20 protein-coding genes are annotated in these 18,679 nt (G+C 64.2%); 10 read left to right on the plus strand and 10 right to left on the minus strand.

Annotated elements, in window-relative coordinates:
* Position 1: 1 nt before the first annotated feature.
* Both egtD and N8H22_RS11055 read left to right on the plus strand, forming a co-directional pair.
* Positions 2–964: an L-histidine N(alpha)-methyltransferase gene (gene egtD, locus N8H22_RS11050; protein WP_264590549.1), complete on the plus strand. Its 963-nt coding sequence runs from the start codon at positions 2–4 to the stop codon at positions 962–964.
* Between the two features lie 3 nt (positions 965–967).
* Positions 968–2,725, plus strand: coding sequence for a S8/S53 family peptidase (locus N8H22_RS11055; protein WP_264590550.1), 1,758 nt, complete (start codon positions 968–970; stop codon positions 2,723–2,725).
* Positions 2,726–2,729: 4 nt separating this feature from the next.
* Here N8H22_RS11055 and N8H22_RS11060 read toward each other — a convergent pair whose 3' ends face one another.
* Positions 2,730–3,116 (minus strand): transcriptional regulator, encoded by a 387-nt coding sequence (locus tag N8H22_RS11060; RefSeq protein WP_264590551.1) that lies wholly within the window; start codon positions 3,114–3,116, stop codon positions 2,730–2,732.
* A 158-nt stretch (positions 3,117–3,274) separates the two neighbouring features.
* Between N8H22_RS11060 and N8H22_RS11065 the strand changes: the two genes are divergently transcribed.
* The gene (locus N8H22_RS11065; protein ID WP_264590552.1) at positions 3,275–3,556 is read left to right on the plus strand and encodes a hypothetical protein; all 282 of its coding nucleotides are present in this window, start codon (positions 3,275–3,277) and stop codon (positions 3,554–3,556) included.
* A 13-nt stretch (positions 3,557–3,569) separates the two neighbouring features.
* On the opposite strand, the gene N8H22_RS11070 is transcribed toward N8H22_RS11065, so the two are convergent.
* Entirely contained in the window at positions 3,570–4,901 is a 1,332-nt protein-coding gene (locus N8H22_RS11070) for a DEAD/DEAH box helicase (protein ID WP_264590553.1), read from the minus strand.
* A gap of 151 nt (positions 4,902–5,052) precedes the next feature.
* On the opposite strand from N8H22_RS11070, the gene N8H22_RS11075 reads away from it, so the two are divergent.
* Positions 5,053–5,481, plus strand: a complete 429-nt coding sequence (locus N8H22_RS11075; protein WP_264590554.1) for an RcnB family protein — start codon at positions 5,053–5,055, stop codon at positions 5,479–5,481.
* Between the two features lie 24 nt (positions 5,482–5,505).
* Here the strand turns inward: N8H22_RS11075 and N8H22_RS11080 are convergent, their stop codons facing one another.
* Complete coding sequence (locus tag N8H22_RS11080) at positions 5,506–5,826, minus strand: 3-phosphoglycerate kinase (RefSeq protein WP_264590555.1); 321 nt, start codon at positions 5,824–5,826, stop codon at positions 5,506–5,508.
* Positions 5,827–5,891: 65 nt separating this feature from the next.
* On the opposite strand from N8H22_RS11080, the gene N8H22_RS11085 reads away from it, so the two are divergent.
* From N8H22_RS11085 to N8H22_RS11095, 3 genes are all read left to right on the plus strand, one after another.
* Positions 5,892–6,800, plus strand: coding sequence for a LysR family transcriptional regulator (locus N8H22_RS11085; protein ID WP_264590556.1), 909 nt, complete (start codon positions 5,892–5,894; stop codon positions 6,798–6,800).
* A 30-nt stretch (positions 6,801–6,830) separates the two neighbouring features.
* The gene (locus N8H22_RS11090; protein WP_264590557.1) at positions 6,831–7,385 is read left to right on the plus strand and encodes a peptidylprolyl isomerase; all 555 of its coding nucleotides are present in this window, start codon (positions 6,831–6,833) and stop codon (positions 7,383–7,385) included.
* A 105-nt stretch (positions 7,386–7,490) separates the two neighbouring features.
* The gene (locus N8H22_RS11095) at positions 7,491–7,910 is read left to right on the plus strand and encodes a DUF6306 domain-containing protein (protein ID WP_264590558.1); all 420 of its coding nucleotides are present in this window, start codon (positions 7,491–7,493) and stop codon (positions 7,908–7,910) included.
* Between the two features lie 82 nt (positions 7,911–7,992).
* On the opposite strand, the gene N8H22_RS11100 is transcribed toward N8H22_RS11095, so the two are convergent.
* From N8H22_RS11100 to tcdA, 3 genes are all read right to left on the minus strand, one after another.
* The gene (locus tag N8H22_RS11100) at positions 7,993–9,123 is read right to left on the minus strand and encodes a GNAT family N-acetyltransferase (protein ID WP_264590559.1); all 1,131 of its coding nucleotides are present in this window, start codon (positions 9,121–9,123) and stop codon (positions 7,993–7,995) included.
* Positions 9,124–9,207: 84 nt separating this feature from the next.
* A complete protein-coding gene (locus tag N8H22_RS11105) occupies positions 9,208–10,536 on the minus strand; it encodes a porin (RefSeq protein WP_264590560.1) in 1,329 nt (442 codons plus the stop codon).
* Between the two features lie 243 nt (positions 10,537–10,779).
* Positions 10,780–11,589 (minus strand): tRNA cyclic N6-threonylcarbamoyladenosine(37) synthase TcdA, encoded by an 810-nt coding sequence (gene tcdA, locus N8H22_RS11110; protein ID WP_264590561.1) that lies wholly within the window; start codon positions 11,587–11,589, stop codon positions 10,780–10,782.
* Positions 11,590–11,715: 126 nt separating this feature from the next.
* Here tcdA and dapE point away from each other — a divergent pair, with 126 nt between their 5' ends.
* From dapE to N8H22_RS11125, 3 genes are read left to right on the plus strand one after another with little or no spacing between them, the layout of a single operon-like run.
* Complete coding sequence (dapE, locus tag N8H22_RS11115; RefSeq protein ID WP_264590562.1) at positions 11,716–12,864, plus strand: succinyl-diaminopimelate desuccinylase; 1,149 nt, start codon at positions 11,716–11,718, stop codon at positions 12,862–12,864.
* On the plus strand, positions 12,858–13,661 hold the full coding sequence (locus N8H22_RS11120) for a putative RNA methyltransferase (RefSeq protein ID WP_264590563.1): 804 nt from the start codon (positions 12,858–12,860) through the stop codon (positions 13,659–13,661). Before dapE ends, N8H22_RS11120 begins: the two co-directional genes overlap by 7 nt.
* A gap of 30 nt (positions 13,662–13,691) precedes the next feature.
* Positions 13,692–14,063 (plus strand): hypothetical protein, encoded by a 372-nt coding sequence (locus N8H22_RS11125; RefSeq protein WP_264590564.1) that lies wholly within the window; start codon positions 13,692–13,694, stop codon positions 14,061–14,063.
* A gap of 174 nt (positions 14,064–14,237) precedes the next feature.
* Here N8H22_RS11125 and N8H22_RS11130 read toward each other — a convergent pair whose 3' ends face one another.
* The 4 genes from N8H22_RS11130 to N8H22_RS11145 all read right to left on the minus strand — a co-directional run bounded on the left by N8H22_RS11130 (position 14,238) and on the right by N8H22_RS11145 (position 18,147).
* The gene (locus N8H22_RS11130) at positions 14,238–14,447 is read right to left on the minus strand and encodes a cold-shock protein (RefSeq protein WP_003293422.1); all 210 of its coding nucleotides are present in this window, start codon (positions 14,445–14,447) and stop codon (positions 14,238–14,240) included.
* Positions 14,448–14,649: 202 nt separating this feature from the next.
* Entirely contained in the window at positions 14,650–16,485 is a 1,836-nt protein-coding gene (locus N8H22_RS11135; RefSeq protein WP_264590565.1) for a Gldg family protein, read from the minus strand.
* Positions 16,486–16,495: 10 nt separating this feature from the next.
* Positions 16,496–17,227, minus strand: a complete 732-nt coding sequence (locus N8H22_RS11140; RefSeq protein ID WP_264590566.1) for an ABC transporter permease — start codon at positions 17,225–17,227, stop codon at positions 16,496–16,498.
* Positions 17,224–18,147 carry an ABC transporter ATP-binding protein gene (locus tag N8H22_RS11145; protein WP_264590567.1) on the minus strand — a complete coding sequence of 308 codons (924 nt, stop codon included), beginning with the start codon at positions 18,145–18,147 and terminating at the stop codon, positions 17,224–17,226. The genes N8H22_RS11140 and N8H22_RS11145 overlap by 4 nt, the downstream gene beginning before the upstream one ends.
* Between the last annotated feature and the right edge of the window lie 532 nt (positions 18,148–18,679).

Raw genomic sequence — 18,679 nt, forward strand, 5'->3', positions numbered from 1 at the left:
GATGGCTCTAGCGATTCATTTCCACGATCAGCTGCAGCAGCCGCCCGCCGCGTCACTGCGCGAGGAAACCCTCGCCGGTTTCGCGGCGACGCCGAAGTGGGCGTCGCCGAAGTTCTTCTATGATCGCCGCGGCTCGGAGCTGTTCGAACAGATCTGCCAGCAGCCGGAGTACTACATCACCCGCACCGAGGAACGGATTCTCGCCGACGCCGCCAACGACATCCTCGACATTGCCGGACCGCACAGCGACCTGATCGAGCTGGGCAGTGGTGCCAGCCGCAAGGTGCGCCTGCTGCTCGAAGCGCTGCACCCGTCGAGCTATCTGGGCATCGACATTTCCGAGGACTTCCTGCTCAGCAGCACCCAGCGCCTGGCCGCCGATTACCCCTGGCTGGAGGTGCATGCCGCCTGTACCGATTTCTCCCAGCAGCTCTGCCTGCCTGACGACTTCGCAAGCCATCACCCGCTGGTGTTCTTCCCCGGATCGAGCATCGGCAATTTCACCCCGCTGGAGGCCCGCCGCTTCCTGCATCGCCTGCACGACGTGCTGCCGCTGGGCGGCGGGCTGCTGATCGGCGTCGATCTGGTCAAGGAGCGAAGCCGACTGGAAGCGGCCTATAACGACGAGGCGCATGTCACCGCAGCGTTCAACCTCAACCTGTTGCAGCGCATCCGCGACGAACTGGACAGCGACATCGACCCATCGCGCTTCGTCCATCGCGCGTACTTCAACGAGGCCGAATCGCGCATCGAGATGCACCTGATCAGCCCTGCCGCGCAGGACGTGACCATCGAGGGCCAGCGTTTCCACTTCGAAGCCGGGGAAAGCCTGCATACCGAGAACTCCTACAAGTACACGCTGGAATCCTTCAAGCAGCTGGCCAGCAGCGCAGGCTTCGACAGCCGCGGCCAGTGGACCGATGCACAGGCGCTGTTCAGCGTGCATTACCTGCAGCGACGTTGAGCCATGCGCAGACAATTTCCAGTGCGTGCCCTGTCCCTGCTGCTCGCCTCGCACCTTTGTGCAACGGCAACCCCCGCCGATGAACCACTACGGCTGAAGTCCCTGCAGCGCTGCGGCGACCTGTTCGCCGCTACCAAGCTGACCTTCTGCCTGCGCAGCGAGGGGCTTGGCAGCGAAACGCCGCGCGTGCTGCTCGCCGGCCAGCCACTGCCGGCGGAGCAGATCGAGCGTAACGGCGAAACACTGCGCCTGCGCCTGCACAGCCGCGCGCACGCCAGCGGCCCGCTGTGGCTGGAGCAACAGCAGCGTCGCAGCAACCCGGTATGGCTGTCGTTGGGTGGCAGCCAGGTGCGGGCCGCCGGGCCCAACGAAGTCGCCACCAACATGGACGGCCTGACGACCTACGTGAACCTGGTCAGCGTGATCATCGAGGAGGACCTGGATGCGCTGGACACGGCGCGCCAGCTGGCCGACAAGTACGATGCCGAACTGGTCGGCGCCATCGCCCCGCTCAACACCTACCAGCTGCGCCTGCCGGTGAGCAATCTGACCGAGCGCGACGCCCTGGTCCTGCGTCTGGGCAACGAGGTCGGCGTGGATGCGGTGGTGATCGAGGAATCCGGCGCCGAGGCCGCAGAGCGCGACGATGGCGACAAAAAGCCGCAGACGTCGGAATGGGCGGCGAACCGCTTCCTCGATGCGGTGCACTACTACCGCCAGCGCATCAACGCGCGCCAGGCGCCTGTCGAAACCGAGCCACTGCGCATCGGCGTGATCGAACGCAATGTGGATTTCGACACGCCAGCCTTCGCCGATTACCTGACGCCCTGCAAAGCTGACGAGCGCCGTACCTGCCTGTACGCCCGCGATGGCGACGCCCCTGACAGTCACGGCAGCAGTGTCGCCGGTATTCTCGCCGCCCGCGGCCAGGAGGCGCAGGACATGGGCTTTCTCAGCGCGCTGGACGGCGTCGGCCCCGGCTTCGAGGTGATCGTCGAGCGCAACTCAGATGCCGGCATCACCGCCAATATCGCCGCGTCGGTGAATCTGGTGGAGGATGGCGTGCGCATCCTCAACTGGAGCTGGGGCATTCATCGGATCGGCACGCTGGATGTCGAAGGCGAACCGGTGGATTCGCTGCTGCGCTCGGGCATCGCCATGAGCGGGTACGAGGAGCTGCTCGAGGAATTCTTCCTCTGGCTGCGCCGCGAGCACCCGGACGTGCTGGTAATCAACTCGGCCGGCAACGGCTCGGCGCGCTCCGGACGCGATGATTACCGCCTGCCCTCGTCGTTCATCACCGAGCAGTTGCTGGTGGTCGGCGGCCATCAGCTCAGCGACAAGCGCGAACTGCCGGTCGAGCATCCGGATTACGTGAAAAAGCGCCGCTCGTCGAATGTCGACATGCGCGTCGACATCACCGCCGCAGCCTGTACCCGCGCGGCCACCCGCGATGGCAAGGCACCGGGCGAGGTGCATTGCGGCACCTCTTACGCGACCCCGCTGGTGGCCGGCGCAGTAGCATCAATGCTGTCGGTCAACCCACGCCTGGAGCCCGAACAGGTGCGCGAGCTGCTGCGCCGCAGTGCCATGACCATCGGCGCCGATTTCGAAGCGGCCGAAGCGGATGATCTGACAGCGCCGATCCTGCCCTCCGAGCGCAATTACCAGCTGGACAACCGCGATGTCGGTCGCTCGGCGCGGCTGGATATGCGCAAGGCGCTGGAGCTGGCAGTCGACAGCCTGCAACATCGCCGCTGATGGGTCAGCCGCGCCCGGCAACCAGCCCGTCGAACGTCTCCGGCGCCAGTGCACTGTCGCCTTGCGCGGTCAGGCGCTGGCGCAGACTGACGCTGTCCGGCTCACGCCCATCGAGGATCGCCAGCAGCCGCGCGCCACGCTCGGTGAGCACGAAGTTCTCGCCGTTGCCGCCCTCCTTTTCCGGCCGCGAAGCGATGAAACCGCCCTCGAACAACCGGCTTTCGTAGTCCGCCGCCTCGGCGCGCAGGCTGTCGAGGTTGGGCAGTGGGCGGCCGGCGCTTTCCAGTTCGGCAGCGTAATCCTCGGCATAGCGACGTGGTTTGAAGCTGTCATTGGCCGACTGCTGGACTTCATGCAGTAGGCGCAGCAGCAGGTCCCAGTTGTAGTTCATGGCTCGTCTCCCGATGCAGATTACAACCCCGCGGCAAACGGGGCGCTTGCTAGTTGGGACTAGCCGACCGCGCGAGGGTTCGCTGCCGCACGATGGCTGAACTAAAGCACCCGCATGGCGATCCACCGTTCATATCGACCGAGCCGAGGATGCCAACCATGCGATATCTGATCGTTCCGTTCGCTGCCGCGCTGCTGGCCAGCCAGGGCGCCCATGCCACCTGCACGCCCGAGGAAGTCACGGCCAAGGCGGAGCAACTGGCCGAGCGCGTCAACCAGCTGACCCAAAGCGATCCGCAGCGGGCCAAGGAAATCAACGAGGAAATCCGCCAGATGGAGGCCAAGCGCACCGCCGACCAGCTGGGCGACGAGTGCGAGGCCTACGACAAGCGCCTGCAGCAGATCGAGCAGGCGGAGTCGCAAGCGGACGTGAAGGATTAGCGCGAGCTGGCCGTCACTCGGCGGCTGGCTTCTTGCGCTTGAGCGGTGCCAGGCCGTCCTGGCTGACCAATGAAGGCGTTTCCCGCTTGGCGTTCTTCGGCCGTTTGGCGGCCGGCTTGGCCTTCTTGTCCGTGGCGCCCTTCTTCTTCTCGACCTTCTTTTTCTTGGTGCCGGCAGCCTTGCCTGAAGCCTTGAGGTTCTTCGGCCCCTGATAGGTGCCCTTGAGCCCCTTGATCACACGCCGCTCGAAGCGCTGCTTGAGATAGCGCTCGATGCTGGACATCAGGTTCCAGTCGTTGTGACAGATCAGCGAGATCGCCAACCCTTCAGCGCCGGCCCGGCCGGTACGGCCGACGCGGTGCACGTACTCGTCGCCCGAACGCGGCATGTCGAAGTTGATCACCAGATCCATGCCTTCGATATCCAGCCCACGGGCGGCCACATCGGTCGCCACCAGCACCTTGACGCCACCCTGCTTGAGCCGCTCGATGGCCAGCTTGCGCTCCTTCTGGTCCTTCTCGCCGTGCAGCACGAAAACCTTGACCTCGCTGGCGACCAGGTGGCCATAGAGCCGATCGGCCTGAGCGCGGGTGTTGGTGAAGATCACCGCCTTCTGGTACGTCTCGTTGGCCAGCAGCCAGTGCACCAGCTTTTCCTTATGCGCGATGTCATCGGCAGTGATGATCTGCTGGCGCGTGCCTGCGTTCAGCTCGCTGACGCGGTTGAGCTGCAGGTGCAACGGCTCGCGCAGCACCTGCGCGGTCATCTCACGCAGGCTCGCGCCGCCGCTGGTAGCGGAAAACAGCAGGGTCTGCTGGCGCTTGCCGCATTCGCCGACCAGCCGCTGGACGTCCTCGGCGAAGCCCATGTCGAGCATGCGGTCGGCCTCGTCGAGAATAAGGACTTCCACGTCCTTGAGGATCAGCGTGCCGGCGTTGAGGTGCTCGATCAGCCGTCCCGGCGTACCAATCAGCACGTCAGGAACCTTGCGCAGCATGGCGGCTTGCACCTTGAAATCCTCGCCGCCGGTAATCAGCCCCGACTTGATGAAGGTGAACTGCGAGAAGCGCTCAACTTCCTTGAGCGTCTGCTGCGCCAGTTCGCGGGTCGGCAACAGGATCAAGGCGCGCACGTCGACGCGCGGCTGGGCATCGCCGATCAGCCGGTTGAGCATCGGCAGCACGAACGCTGCGGTCTTGCCGCTACCAGTCTGCGCCGTCACGCGCAGGTCCTTGCCTTCCAGCGCCGGCGGAATGGCCGCGACCTGCACCGGCGTCGGCTCGACGAATTTGAGTTCGGCGACTGCCTTGAGCAGGCGTTCGTGCAGGGCGAATTGGTCGAACAAGGGCGCTACCTCGGAGATATCAAAAAAACGGTGGCATAGGTTACCCCGTCTGCCGGCTAAAGGCGCGTTTCTGTAACCGCCGGCATATTCTCGGCACACAACTGGCGCTAAGCTGATCGGACGAAGATGGCTTAATGCCAAAGGAGGCGAAATGTCGCTGTTCACCCGATTCAGCCTACTGAGCGTGGCTGCCGTCCTGCTGACAGGCATCGCCACCGCCCAGGCCCAGCCCCCCGAGGGCAAGCCAGGCCGGCCCGACAAGGCCGGTAACCATCAGCCGCGGTATGAGCAGGACCACCGCATGCACGGTCCCTCCATCGACCTCAGCGACGTGCGCATCACCCTGCGCAGCCACCGCGACCTGCTCGCTCCAGCTTCCTCCCTGCCGCCCGGCATCCAGAAGAATCTGGCGCGCGGCAAGCCCTTGCCACCGGGCATTGCCAAGAAGATGGATGGTCGCCTGCTGAGCCACCTGCCCCATTATCAGGGCTACGAATGGCAGCAGGTCGGGCGCGACGTCGTGCTGGTCGCCATCGCCACCGGCGTCATTTACGAGATTCTGGAGAACGTGCTCGACTGAGCCAGCCCCGCTCCCGGCGACCGCTCAGCGCGGCTCGCAGGTGAGCTGGATGCGCAGGCGGATGACCTCGCGCTTGAACTTGGCAGTGAGGATTTTCTGCTGACCAGGCTGCAGCTCGGTGCGGCGGGTTCGCGGCGCTTCCGGGCCGTTGCGGAACACGGCAGTGCAACGCGCGGCGACCTGCCCATAGTTGTGCAGCTGCAGGCCGGCCATATCGCGGTCGATGGTTTCCGGAGACGCCGAGACCTCGGCGCCGTTGAGCTGCTGCTCGAGGTCGACCGGATAGGTCACCGCCGAAGCGGTCAGCGGCAGCAAGGCAAACAGCATGTAGCAACGTCGTTTCATTTCGGCTGTCTCCACGAAAAGGCGGCGGCCAGCGTAACAGACCTACGGCATAGGAAGATCAGGGAATGAAAGGGCCACGCGTGACTCTGGATCAATGGCGCACCCTGCAGGCGGTAATCGATCACGGCGGTTTCGCTCAGGCGGCGGAAGTGCTGCACCGCTCGCAGTCATCGGTCAGCTACACCGTGGCGCGCATGCAGGATCAGCTCGGCGTACCACTGCTGCGCATCGAGGGCCGCAAGGCCGTGCTCACCGAGGCCGGCGAGGTTCTGCTGCGGCGTTCACGGCAGCTGGTGACCCAGGCCAGCCAGCTCGAAGAACTGGCCCATCACATGGAACAGGGCTGGGAGGCCGAGGTGCGGCTGGTAGTGGATGCGGCCTACCCCAGCGCCAAGCTGATCCATACGCTGACCGAGTTCATGCCCAAGAGCCGCGGTTGCCGGGTACGCCTGCGCGAAGAGGTGCTGTCCGGCGTCGAGGACGTGCTCAGGGATGGCACCGCCGACCTCGCCATCAGCGCCCTGGACATCACCGGCTATCTGGGCGCAGAGCTGAGCACCGTGGAGTTCGTCGCCGTGGCGCACGCCCAGCATCCGTTGCATCAGCTGGGCCGCAAGCTCAGCGTGCAGGATCTGCAAAGCCAGATGCAGGTGGTGGTGCGCGACACTGGTGTGCGCCAGCCACGCGACAGCGGCTGGCTGGGAGCCGAGCAACGCTGGACGGTTGGCAGTCTGGCCACGTCGGTAGCCTTCGTCAGCAGCGGCCTCGGGTTCGCCTGGCTGCCGCGGCACATGATTCAGCGCGAGCTGGCCGAAGGCGTGCTCGTCCCGCTACCGTTGATCCAGGGCAGCGTGCGCCGCCCGCTGTTCTATCTCTACACCAACCCCGACAAACCGCTGGGTCCGGCCACACAGATTCTCATCGAGCTGATCAAGACGTACGATGGCGAACAATCTGTCGCCACTCGTGGTTGACCTGTTTTTGCCACCATCAGGAATGACGCCATGTTGAAACGCCTCACCCTCGCCGCCTGTTCCCTGCTGCTCGCCGGAAACTTGCTGGCTGCCGACAATCCCCACGTCCTGCTGACCACCAGCCTGGGCGAGATCGAACTCGAGCTGGACGCCGAGAAGGCGCCGATCAGCGTCGAGAATTTTCTCGGTTACGTGGAAAGCGGCTTCTACGACGACACCGTATTCCACCGTGTGATCCCGGGCTTCATGATCCAGGGTGGCGGTTTCGGTGAGGGACTGAATCAGAAACCCACCCGTGCCCCGATCAAGAACGAGGCCGACAACGGCCTGCACAACGTACGCGGCACCATCGCCATGGCCCGCACGCAGAACGTCAACTCGGCGACCAGCCAGTTCTTCATCAATCATCGGGACAACGACTTCCTCGACAACGGCTCCCGCGATTTCGGCTATGCCGTGTTCGGCAAGGTGGTTCGCGGCATGGACGTTGTCGACCAGATCGCGCAGGTACCGACCGGCAACCGCAGCATGATGCAGAACGTGCCGCTGACCCCGGTTAAGATCGTCACTGCGAAGAAGCTCTGATCCCTCCCGATGGCCGGCCTCGCCGGCCATCTCGTTTGCGGCCACGGCACAGCGGCCATGCCCCTGCGCCCATCCGCGCAACGCCTCGCCACAGGAGATCGCGTAATGAGTGCCCCACAAAGCCCCCTCAACACCCCGGAAGGTCAGGCACAACTGTTGCAGGACCTACTCAGCGCCGAGCGCGCCGGCGCCAAGGTCGCCGGGGAATCGCTGCAGCAAGCCACCGACCCGCAACAGCGTGAGCTGCTGGAACAGATTCGTCAGGGCGAAATCGACAGCTGCAAGTTGCTGCTTAACTGCCTGAAGCACCTCGGCCTGGAACCGAACAAGGACACCGGCGCCTTCTATGGCAAGGCCATGGCCATCGAATCGCTGGACGAGCGTCTGCCTTTCGTCGACAAGGGCCAGCAGTGGGTGATCCGCAAGCTGCGCGAATACCTGCCCGGCTGCGAAGACCCCTTACTGCGCAGCGAATTGGAACACATGCTGCGCATCCACGAAGAGAACAGCGCTGCCTCGCACTGACCGCTCAACCCCAGGGCAGGCCGCCGACAGCGCGCCTGCCCGTCCGGAAACCGAATCCACCCCACCGACCATTGCCAATCGGTCAATCCGCCTGACGATAGGGCAACGCCCCGCGCGCAGCTTGCGCATACGCCAGCACGCCGTGGCGTTCCTGCGCGAGAAAGTCCGCCACCGCGGCGCGCAATCCCGGATGCACCAGGTAGTGCCACGAGCGCGTGATCACTGGCTCGAAGCCCCTGATCAACTTGTGTTCGCCCTGCGCACCCGCATCGAAGCGCTGCACACCGGCAGCAATCGCCTGCTCGATGCCCTGATAGAAGCAGGTCTCAAAGTGCAGGCGATCGAACTCGGCCAGACAGCCCCAGTAACGACCATAGAGCTCCTGTTCGCCCAGCAGACTGAATGCCATGGCCACCGGACGTGCGTGCTGTTTGGCCAACACCACGCGAATCGCCTGCGGCATGCGCTCGGCCAGCAGACTGAAGAACAGACGCGTCAGATAGGGCGCCTGTCCACGCACCTGATAGGTGTTCGCGTAGCAGGCGTAGACGAAATCCCACTGCTCTTCGCTGAGCTGATCGCCGACCAGCCAGTCGAACTCGATACCCTGCCCGGCCACCTGCTCGCGTTCCTTGCGCAGCTGTTTGCGCTTACGCGAGGTCAGTGCGTCGAGGAAATCCTGAAAGTCGCGATAACCGCGGTTGTGCCAGTGGAACTGGCAGCCGATCCGCTCCAGCCATCCCTCGCGGCCAGCCAGGATTCCGTCGGCTGATCCCTCGGTGAAGTTCACGTGCAGCCCCGACAGTCCCTGGTTCGACAGCGTTTCGGTGAGTTCGTCGAGCATCGTGCCGAGCGCCGGTGGATTGCCCAGCAAGCGCGCACCGCTCACCGGGCTGAAGGGCACCGCGCAAAGCAGCTTGGGGTAGTAGGCGATGCCAGCCCGTTGGCAGGCATCGGCCCAGGCCCAGTCGAACACATACTCGCCATAGGAATGACTCTTGCGGTACAGCGGCATCGCCGCCAGCAGCCGCCCGTGCTGATCGCGCAGTACGCGATGCTCCGCTTGCCAGCCGCTGCGCCCACCGACGCTGCCGCTGTCCTCGAGTGCGGACAGGAAGGCATGGCGCAGAAACGGCTGTGCATCGGGCAGCAGCGCATCCCAGTGCGCGGCAGCCACGTCCTGGCCAAGGCGGGAAATAGTCTGGATAGGCATGCCGCGCAGTCTGGCCCGTCACGCACACGAAAAAAAGCCCCGCCGAAGCGGGGCTCAATGGAGCATCACGGATGAAGGTGATGTTTAGAACACGTACTGACCGCGAACCACGAAGCCATCGCCATCGTCGTCGCCTTCATAGTTGCTGATGCCGTCGGTCTTGGCCTTGACGTAGGTAGCGCTCAGCTTGACAGCTTCGTTGACGTACCAGTTGACACCCAGGTTATGCACCTTGCCGTCGACGTCGCCCACTTCGCGCAGACCAGTGCCGTAATCGACCACACCGGCAACCGCGCCCACACCGTTGTCATCTTCGACGGTGAAGTCGTCATAGCGGTAGAACACTTCCCACGCGCCGGTCTGCTTGTTCTCCGGCTTGATGCCGTCGAACTTGCCCAGCTTGTAGCCACGCGCTTCGCCAGTCAGGGTATAGGCGGCTTGCACGTAGAAACCATCAGCCTCGACGTCCTCGGCGGCGTTATCGGCCTCCAGGGTGCGCTTCATGTATTCGCCCTGCAGCGAGAGCGGACCGGTCGCCCAGGCCAGCTCAGCACCCCAGGCGGTGTCCTTGTCCCAATCGCCAGCATCGGAACCGTTGTAGCCGCCGAACACGCCACGGTTGCCGCTGTTGGCCTCGGTGCCACCTTCGGTATCCACGCCACGCATGCCCATACGGCTGCGGAAGCGGGCATCGTAGCCGTCATCGTCAGCGTTGCGCTGGGCGAAGTTCAGTCCGAGGTGCAGCACATTGCCGGCCTCATGCAGCGGTGCGAACACACCACGCAGGTTGAGCTGCTTGGTGCTCTGCCCGTTGTCATCACCGTTGTCCTTGGAGCTCAGTGTCACCGCACCGAACAGCGAATCGCCGGCGGTCGCGGCCACTTCGATACCCATGCCGTTCTGGTGGCCGTTTACCCACTCCATCAGGTCATAGACCGAGTTACGCTCAGGTGCGGTGACCCACTTGGAGCTGGTGGCCTTTTCCAGGCCGAAGATCGGGTCGAAGCGACCGAAGCGAATGGCGACCGGATTGAAGCCGGTGTAGGTGATCGAGGCTTCGTCGAAGTAGCCGTCGTCGCTGCTGCCGGCGTTATGCGCGAAATCGTAGCTGAACAGGTACTTCCAGTCCTTGTAGGCGGTACCCGACAGTTCGAGGAATGCGCGGCGGAAGTAAGCCGCGTCCTGGCTGCCGCCATCTTCGGTGTAGAAGCCGTCGAACTGGCTGTAGTCGGCCTGCAGGCGGCCACCGAGCTTGAAGCTGAACTCTTTGTCCGTAGTGGCGACTTCCAGGCCGCCCTTGGTCTTGATAACGAGATCGGCGCCATCGGTGGTGACGGTACCGGCGAAAGCCTGGGCGGAAACGGCCAGAGCGAGGGCGCTGGCGGCGAAACCGGCGAAGTGCTTACGGATCATCCAAAATTCCCCTTTATGTTTAGCGTCGGAAACACACGAGATGGGCTCTTTGTGTTGGGGGGAATCTTGGCGGCCGGTTATTTCAGCCAAGTGGCTGTTACATAAAGATTTTATGACAAGGGAACTTTCCGGTGAGGCGCGTCGCAGAGCGCTCCGCGGGCCACACAGGCACTCACCGCGCAGGCGCCATGGGGTGATTCGCGCCGCCCGCGCGTCGAGCGATGCGGGTCAATCGGCGCGCATTCAGGCAGTCGGCTTGCGCTCTGCCGGCCGCCGCGCGCCGGCCACCAGCTTATCGATTGCCTTGGCCGCGGCGGCCATACCGAAACTGGCCGTCACCATCATCACCGCACCGAAGCCACCCGCGCAGTCGAGCTTGACCCCTTCGCCGACGAAGCTCTTGCTCTGGCATACGCCGCCATCGGGTTTGGGATAGCGCAGCTGCTCGGTGGAAAACACGCAGGGCACGCTGTAGGTGCGCCCCGGCGTGCGCGAAAAGTTGTATTCGCGCCGCAGCAGCGAGCGCACCTTTGCCGCCAGCGGGTCGTTGAAGGTCTTGTTCAGGTCGGCGACCTGGATCTGCGTCGGGTCCACCTGCCCACCCGCTCCGCCGGTGGCGATGATCTGGATCTTGCGCCGCTTGCACCAGGCGATCAGCGCCGCCTTGGCCGGCACGCTGTCGATGCAGTCGATGACGCAGTCCATATCTTCGGTGATGTACTCGGCCATGGTTTCGCGGGTAACGAAATCGGCCACCGCATGGACTCGGCAGGCCGGATTGATGGCGCGGATGCGCGCAGCCATCTCGTCGACTTTGGGTTTGCCCACGGCCCCTTCCAGCGCCTGAATCTGCCGGTTGGTATTGGTGATGCAGACATCGTCCAGATCGAACAGGCTGATCTCGCCGACGCCGCTGCGCGCCAGCGCCTCGGCCACCCAGGAGCCGACTCCGCCGATGCCGACCACCGCCACATGCGCAGCGACCAGCCGTTCGAGCCCGACCCGACCATACAGACGGGCGATGCCGCCAAAACGCTGTTCATCGATAGACATGCCGACTCCCCGGAAAAAACCTGGCGATTATAAGACCTTGCCGCGTTGCCACCACTGCAACCGGCCGTCACCGGAGCCACGGGCTTTGCTTTAATATGGCGCCCTTTCCCGTCGCCCGGAGTCGTGATGACCGCCCCCGCCCTCTCCCCCACCCTTCAACTTGCCTGCGATCTGATCAATCGCCCTTCGGTGACGCCGCTGGACGAAGGTTGCCAGCAGTTGATGAGCCAGCGTCTCGCCGCCTGCGGCTTCGCGGTAGAACCGATGCACATCGAGGACGTGGAGAACTTCTGGGCGATCCGCGGCAACCAAGGCCCGGTGCTGTGCTTCGCCGGCCACACCGACGTGGTGCCGACCGGTCCGCTGCAGGCCTGGCACAACCCGCCGTTCAGCGCGCGCATCGACGAACAGGGCATGCTCCACGGACGTGGTGCGGCGGATATGAAGGGCAGCCTGGCATCGATGATCATCGCGGTGGAACGCTTTACCGCCGACTATCCGAACCACAAGGGGCAGATCGCCTTCCTCATCACCAGCGACGAGGAAGGCCCGGCACAACACGGCACCAAAGCCGTCGTCGAGCGCCTGCGTGAGCGCGGCCAGCGGCTGGACTGGTGCATCGTCGGCGAACCCTCGAGCACCACGCTGGTGGGCGACGTGGTGAAGAACGGCCGTCGTGGCTCGCTCGGTGGCACCCTCACCGTGCGCGGTCAGCAGGGGCACGTCGCCTATCCGCACTTGGCGAAGAACCCCATCCACCTGGCCGCGCCGGCGCTGGCGGAGCTTGCCGCCGAGCATTGGGACGACGGCAATGCCTTCTTCCCACCGACCAGCTTCCAGATCTCCAACCTCAACGCCGGCACTGGTGCGACCAACGTCATCCCTGGCACGCTGGAAGCGGTATTCAACTTCCGCTTCTCCACCGAATCCACGGTCGAGCAGCTGCAGCAGCGCACCGCCGCGATCCTCGACAAACACGGTCTGGACTGGAACATCGACTGGGCGCTATCGGGTCTGCCCTTCCTGACCGAGCCGGGCGAACTGCTGGACGCCGTTTCGGCCAGCATCCGCAGCGTCACCGGTCGCGAAACCACGCCGTCCACCAGCGGCGGTACCTCGGATGGCCGCTTCATCGCCACCCTCGGCACCCAGGTAGTCGAGCTCGGCCCGGTCAACGCGACCATTCACCAGGTGGACGAACACATCCTCGCCAGCGACCTCGACCTGTTGACCGAGATCTACTATCAAACCCTGGTGAACCTGCTCGCATGCTGATCTGCCCGATCTGCCAGGCGCCGCTGAGTGCGGTCGACAATGGCGTCGCCTGCCCGGCCAATCACCGTTTCGACCGCGCTCGCCAGGGATACCTGAACCTGCTGCCGGTACAGCACAAGAACAGCCGCGACCCGGGCGACAACCAGGCCATGGTCGAAGCCCGCCGGCGCTTTCTCGACGGCGGTCACTACGCGCCGCTGGCCCGGCGCCTCGCCGAACTGGCCGCCGAACGCACGCCGCAGCGCTGGCTGGATATCGGCTGCGGCGAGGGCTACTACACTGCGCAGCTCGCCGAGGCGCTGCCGGATGGCGAAGGCTATGCGCTGGACATCTCGCGCGAGGCGATCAAGCGCGCCTGCAAACGCGCGCCGCAGCTCGAATGGCTGGTGGCAAGCATGGCCCGTGTGCCGCTGGCCGATGCCAGCTGCGACCTGCTCGCCAGCGTATTCAGCCCGTTGGACTGGCAGGAAGCCAGGCGCCTGCTCAACCCCGGTGGCGGCTTGCTGCGCATGGGGCCGACCCGCGAGCACCTGTGGGAACTGCGCGCCCGCCTCTACGACGAAGTGCGTGATTACGATGACGAGAAACACCTGTCGCTGATTCCTGACGACATGCACCTCGCCCATAGCGAAACCCTCACCTACGAGCTGCAACTGGACGAAGCGCAGGCCCGTGCCGACCTGCTGGCAATGACCCCCCACGGCTGGCGCGCCAGCGCCGCACGCCGCGCCGCGGTGATCGACACGCCGCTGACCGTGCGGGTTGCGATACGCTACGACTGGATTCAGCGCAACTGACCTTCGACCCACCACTAAGGCCACCCCGATATGCGTCAACCGGACATCGAGATCTACCTCAGGGATGCCAGCCAGGAGGCCGTCACCGCATGGCTGGAACAGGCCATCGGCGCCTGCACGCCGTGGCAGCAGAAGGGCCAGACCTTCAAGTGCAACGCCGCGGGCATACCGGTGACCTGGCTGCCCAAGGCGGTCGGCAAGTGGCACTGCCTGCTGCTGGAAAGCGCTGCTACGCCGTGGGAAGACGACCTCGCCTGCGCGCGCGCAGCCCATCAAGCCCTGGGGGTGGAGATCCGCTGCGCACCCGGCAGCTGGCAGGAAGAGGAAGCTATCGAGGACGCCGACCGCTGGATCCGCATCAGCGTTGATGGCGAAGAGGAAATCGTCTGGCGGACGGGTTGATCCTGTCCCGCGCTGGACAGTAAACGCGCACGCTTTTGGGCCTGGAGGGCTGAAGCTCGCTGCGCGGCCATAACCGCGCAGAGTGGAAAACGCATAGAGCGCGTTCCCACCTCGCTGCCAATCCTGAAAAACAAAGCCCGTCATTCGACGGGCTTTGTTTTTCAGCAACCGGAGTCAGAGACCGGCTACGTCCTCGGCCTGCAGGCCCTTCTGGCCCTGGATCACCGAGAACTCCACCTGCTGTCCCTCGGCCAGGGAGCGGTGACCTTCGCCGCGAATCGCGCGGTAATGCACGAACACGTCGGCGCCATTACCCCGCTGAATGAATCCATAGCCTTTAGCATCGTTGAACCACTTGACGGTTCCGGTCTCGCGCTCAGCCATTACCACTTCTCCAACTCGCTTTTTGTTATTCCTCGGAAGAGGGTTCTCACGGTCTGGCGCTCACGCATCCACGCAACGGGAATGCGGCTCGCGAGCGACCGTCGCCGGAGTATAAAACAACGAATTTCGCTGTCAGCCTCTTTTTTCCGCCCCCGATTCAGCGCCGATTTCCCATGCCGAGCGGCCTCGGCATGGGACTTATTCAGGTGGTCCTGCGTCGACGCCAGAGCCACATCGCCAGCGCCGCCAGCGTCAGCAGCAGCGGCACCAGCGCGATGTTGACGAACTTCAGCGTCCTCCCCAGCGCCTCGATATCGGCATTAAGCTGATAGCGCACTTCACGCAGCTCCTTGCGGATCCGCAGCTTCTCCTCGAGGAACTGCTGCAGCGCACCTTCCTGTTCGGCGGTCAGCTCCAGCGCCTGCTCAGGATCAGGACTCTGCAGTTCGGCCAGCTTCTGCTCGGTATCGGCCAGGCGCTGTTGCAGTACCTCCTCCTGTTCACGGAAGCGGTTCTCGGCCTGACGCTGCAGCTCCTCGACGACCACGAACGGTCGTGTGAAACGACCACGCGAACGCACGCTGATCAGCGCGTCGGTGCCCGACAGGTTGTCCAGCGCATTGATCACGAAGGCCCCGTTGTCCGCCCACGGCTGCGGTACGCGCTGGCCGAAGAAATCCTGCACCTGCACCCACATGCGATCGCTGAGCAAATCGGCGTCCGCCACCACGATGACGTTGATGCTCTCGCTTTGTTTGACGCCGTCCTTGCGCCCTTCGATGCCATCGGGGAATGCCGTCTGCGCCGGCCCCTGGATTCGCGCCGCCAGCGTATAGCGCTCGCCGCTCGGCTCCAGGCCGCGCAGCAGGGTTTCCGGATTGTCCAGAGTGGCGAAGCGCTGTGCCTCCACCGGCATGGCATAGGTTGAGCTGTGCAGCAGCGGCGTGAAGGTCGTCTTGGCGCCCTCCAGCGGCTCGAGAACACCGGCGCTCGCCAGGGTCAGGTTCTCCAGCGAAGCGGTGGTGACGTCCTGCGCATCGACCGCCGCGTGCGGCAGGCTCAGCCAACCGGGATGACGCACTGGCCGGCGCTCGGCGCCCATGCCAACCGACATCGCGTAGGAAGCATCGGCAATCACCTGCCCCGGCACCAATCGCGCGCCCCAGGCCTTGAGCAGCGGCTCGAGATCGGACGAACGATCCTCGGCCAGCTCGCCCGGACCGAAGCCCATGCCCGGATCGGCTTCGTTGAACGGATCGACGAACACCAGCAGCTTGCCACCACGCAGCACGAACTGGTCGATGGCGTAGAGCGTCTGTTCCGGGAGCTGTTTGGGATGGATCAGCAGCAGTGTCGAGACGTTTGCCGGAATCACATCGATGTCGCGCTTGAGGCTCTCGAGATGGAACAGCTGGCGGATTTCCTCCAGTACCATCCACGGCGGCGTGGGCTGCTGGCTACGCATGTCGAACCCGCCGTTGATCTGCAGATCGGAGAGCACCCCGACCACCGGCAACTCGGCCTTCGCCAGGCTCTGCACCAGACGGCTGATCTCGTATTCGAGGAACTCCTCCTGGTCCAGCGGGAAGAACGGAATGGTCTGTGTCGAACCCTCGGCATTGCGCCCGGCCAGTCCGAAATACACCTTGTCGCCGCCCTGGTTGAGCGGCACCGCCTGCAGACCGAACTCGGCGGCGCGGTCCTCATCCTCGGAGAACGGCTGGGGGTCGACCACATGCAGCTTCAGCTTGCCACCGGAGGCCCGCTCGTACGCCTTGAGCATCTCCTCGACACGGCGCGCGTAGTTGCGCAACGTCACCAGCTCCTTGGCGGTTTCGTCGGAATAGAAGAAGTGCAGCTCGATAGGCTCCTGCAGGCTGTCGAGGATGCGCTCGGTGCCGTCGGAGATGGTGTAGAGCTTCTGCTCGGTCAGATCCAGCCGGGCGTTGGTGAACAGCACACCGGACAGACCGTTGAACACCAGGAACGCCAGCGCAATAACCAGCAGCCCGGCACCGGAATAGATGACTCGTTTCATGTCTGTTCCCTCAGGCGGCTTTCTTCAGATCGACGACCACGGCGGTAGCCGCCAGCCAGGTAACGATCAGCGTGACGAAATACAACAGGTCACGCAGGTCGATCACGCCCTTGCTGATGGAGTCGAAGCGCACCAGGAAGCTCAGCGAGGCAATCGCATCGACCAGCCACTGCGGCGCCCAGGCGAAGGCATCGAGCACCATCGGCAAGCCGCTGACGATGAACAGGAAGCACATGCTGACCGACAGAATGAAGGCGATCACCTGATTCTTCGCCAGTGCCGACATGCACGAGCCGATCGCCAGGAAGGCCCCGGCCAGCAGCCAGCTGCCCAGATAGCCGGCGACGATCACGCCATTGTCCGGCTCGCCCAGGTAGTTGACGGTGATGACCATCGGGAAGGTCAGCAACAGCGCGATCCCGGCGAATACCCAGGCGGCGAGGAACTTGCCGGTCACCGCCTCGAAACGCGTGATCGGCAAGGTCATCAACAGCTCGATGGAGCCGGACTTGCGCTCTTCGGCCCACAGGCGCATTGCCAGCGCCGGAACCAGGAACAGATAGAGCCACGTATGAAAGCTGAAGAACGGCGTGAGATCGGCCTGACCGCGCTCGTAGAAACCGCCCAGATAGAACGTGAACACCCCGGACAGCACCAGGAAAATCAGAATGAACACGTAAGCGAGTGGCGTGGCGAAATAGCTGGCCAGCTCGCGCTTGAAGATAACCGGCAACTGGCTCATTGCACCTCCCCGCGGGTCAGACTACGAAACACTTCATCCAGCCGGCCGCGTTCCACGTCCAGCTCCTTCACCGCCCAGCCGCGCTGGCTGATCAGCGCATTGACCTGCGGGAAGATCACCTGTCCCGGCTGAGCCAGCACTGTCAGGCTGCGTTCCAATTCGTTGACTTCCACCCCGGCGACACCCGGCAGCGCCGCCAGGGCATCGGCGTCCAGTGCGCCATCGCTGACCAAAGTGACGGCCTGGTGGTACTTCGAACGGCCTTCCAGCTCCAGCGGCGTGCCGTCGGCCACCAGCTTGCCGCCAGCGATGATCACCGCCCGCGTGCACACCGCGCTGACCTCTTCGAGGATATGCGTGGAGATGATCACGATCTTGTCGTGGGCCAGCCCCTGGATCAGCTGACGCACCTGATGCTTCTGGTTCGGATCGAGGCCGTCGGTAGGCTCATCGAGGATCAGCACCTTCGGATCGTGCAGGATCGCCTGCGCCAGACCGACCCGCCGCTTGAAGCCCTTGGACAGCGTCTCGATCGACTGGCCAAGCACCTTTTCCAACTCCACCTGCTCTACCGCGGCTTCGACCCGCTGGCGCTTGTCAGCGCCACGGAAACCACGCACCTCGGCGATGAACTCGAGGAAGCCGCGTACCGTCATGTCGCCATAGCAGGGCGCGCCCTCAGGCAGATAGCCGATCTGGCGCTGAGCCTGCAACGTCTGGGACTGGATGTCGAAGCCGAGGATGCTGGCGCTGCCGGAGGTCGGTGCGAGGAAGCCGGTCAGCATCTTCATGGTGGTGGACTTGCCGGCCCCGTTCGGGCCGAGAAACCCGAGCACTTCGCCGGGCTGGACGCTGAAGGACAGGGCATCCACTGCCGTGTGCTGGGCGAATCGTTTCGTCAGACTTTTCAGTTCGATCATTGGCCTTGTCACCCGTTCGGTCACGACCTGGCTCGCCACTCAAACCGCGAGCCAGACCTGCAAAATGCCGGCGGAACTATAAGAAGAGGCCCCGGTGATCGCAACAGCGTGGTCGCGGGAAAAGATTGCCGAAAACGTCGGGAGAATCCCCGCACGTCGATCAGAGAAGCCGCTGCCATGCAACAGACCAAGCAAACCTGATCCGATGAACAGAATCGAAGCAGAACCCGGCGACGAGCAGGTACTGGCCGCGCCGCTCGGCCGCGAAGGATCGGCGAAACCAGGGGCCGATCACATAGCCCTGGGCAATGACACCGATCCACGGCAGCACCCGGGTAGGAGGTACGCAGGCGCAGCGTCTCCGGCCTGCAGGTGCAGGTAGAAGGTTTCCGATGCGATGGGTCAATTCGTTTTCCGGGCAACCGAGTCGGCAGTAACCGCCCGGTAGCAACTGGCTCGCCGCCCGCAGCGGGATACCGCGACCCCGTTGCCAGACAATCGAATACCCCGGCCCGGAGGAAAAACACTGTGC

The sequence above is a fragment of the Stutzerimonas sp. S1 genome (genome assembly GCF_025966695.1).
Classification (GTDB): Bacteria; Pseudomonadota; Gammaproteobacteria; order Pseudomonadales; family Pseudomonadaceae; genus Stutzerimonas.

Excerpts from the sequence above, each read along its gene's own strand:
- egtD (WP_264590549.1), top strand. The coding sequence starts at position 2 with ATGGCTCTAGCGATTCATTTCCACGATCAGCTGCAGCAGCCGCCCGCC.
- N8H22_RS11055 (WP_264590550.1), top strand. The coding sequence starts at position 968 with ATGCGCAGACAATTTCCAGTGCGTGCCCTGTCCCTGCTGCTCGCCTCG.
- N8H22_RS11060 (WP_264590551.1), bottom strand. The coding sequence starts at position 3,116 with ATGAACTACAACTGGGACCTGCTGCTGCGCCTACTGCATGAAGTCCAG.
- N8H22_RS11065 (WP_264590552.1), top strand. The coding sequence starts at position 3,275 with ATGCGATATCTGATCGTTCCGTTCGCTGCCGCGCTGCTGGCCAGCCAG.
- N8H22_RS11075 (WP_264590554.1), top strand. The coding sequence starts at position 5,053 with ATGTCGCTGTTCACCCGATTCAGCCTACTGAGCGTGGCTGCCGTCCTG.
- N8H22_RS11080 (WP_264590555.1), bottom strand. The coding sequence starts at position 5,826 with ATGAAACGACGTTGCTACATGCTGTTTGCCTTGCTGCCGCTGACCGCT.
- N8H22_RS11085 (WP_264590556.1), top strand. The coding sequence starts at position 5,892 with ATGAAAGGGCCACGCGTGACTCTGGATCAATGGCGCACCCTGCAGGCG.
- N8H22_RS11090 (WP_264590557.1), top strand. The coding sequence starts at position 6,831 with ATGTTGAAACGCCTCACCCTCGCCGCCTGTTCCCTGCTGCTCGCCGGA.
- N8H22_RS11095 (WP_264590558.1), top strand. The coding sequence starts at position 7,491 with ATGAGTGCCCCACAAAGCCCCCTCAACACCCCGGAAGGTCAGGCACAA.
- N8H22_RS11100 (WP_264590559.1), bottom strand. The coding sequence starts at position 9,123 with ATGCCTATCCAGACTATTTCCCGCCTTGGCCAGGACGTGGCTGCCGCG.
- N8H22_RS11105 (WP_264590560.1), bottom strand. The coding sequence starts at position 10,536 with ATGATCCGTAAGCACTTCGCCGGTTTCGCCGCCAGCGCCCTCGCTCTG.
- tcdA (WP_264590561.1), bottom strand. The coding sequence starts at position 11,589 with ATGTCTATCGATGAACAGCGTTTTGGCGGCATCGCCCGTCTGTATGGT.
- dapE (WP_264590562.1), top strand. The coding sequence starts at position 11,716 with ATGACCGCCCCCGCCCTCTCCCCCACCCTTCAACTTGCCTGCGATCTG.
- N8H22_RS11120 (WP_264590563.1), top strand. The coding sequence starts at position 12,858 with ATGCTGATCTGCCCGATCTGCCAGGCGCCGCTGAGTGCGGTCGACAAT.
- N8H22_RS11125 (WP_264590564.1), top strand. The coding sequence starts at position 13,692 with ATGCGTCAACCGGACATCGAGATCTACCTCAGGGATGCCAGCCAGGAG.
- N8H22_RS11130 (WP_003293422.1), bottom strand. The coding sequence starts at position 14,447 with ATGGCTGAGCGCGAGACCGGAACCGTCAAGTGGTTCAACGATGCTAAA.
- N8H22_RS11135 (WP_264590565.1), bottom strand. The coding sequence starts at position 16,485 with ATGAAACGAGTCATCTATTCCGGTGCCGGGCTGCTGGTTATTGCGCTG.
- N8H22_RS11140 (WP_264590566.1), bottom strand. The coding sequence starts at position 17,227 with ATGAGCCAGTTGCCGGTTATCTTCAAGCGCGAGCTGGCCAGCTATTTC.
- N8H22_RS11145 (WP_264590567.1), bottom strand. The coding sequence starts at position 18,147 with ATGATCGAACTGAAAAGTCTGACGAAACGATTCGCCCAGCACACGGCA.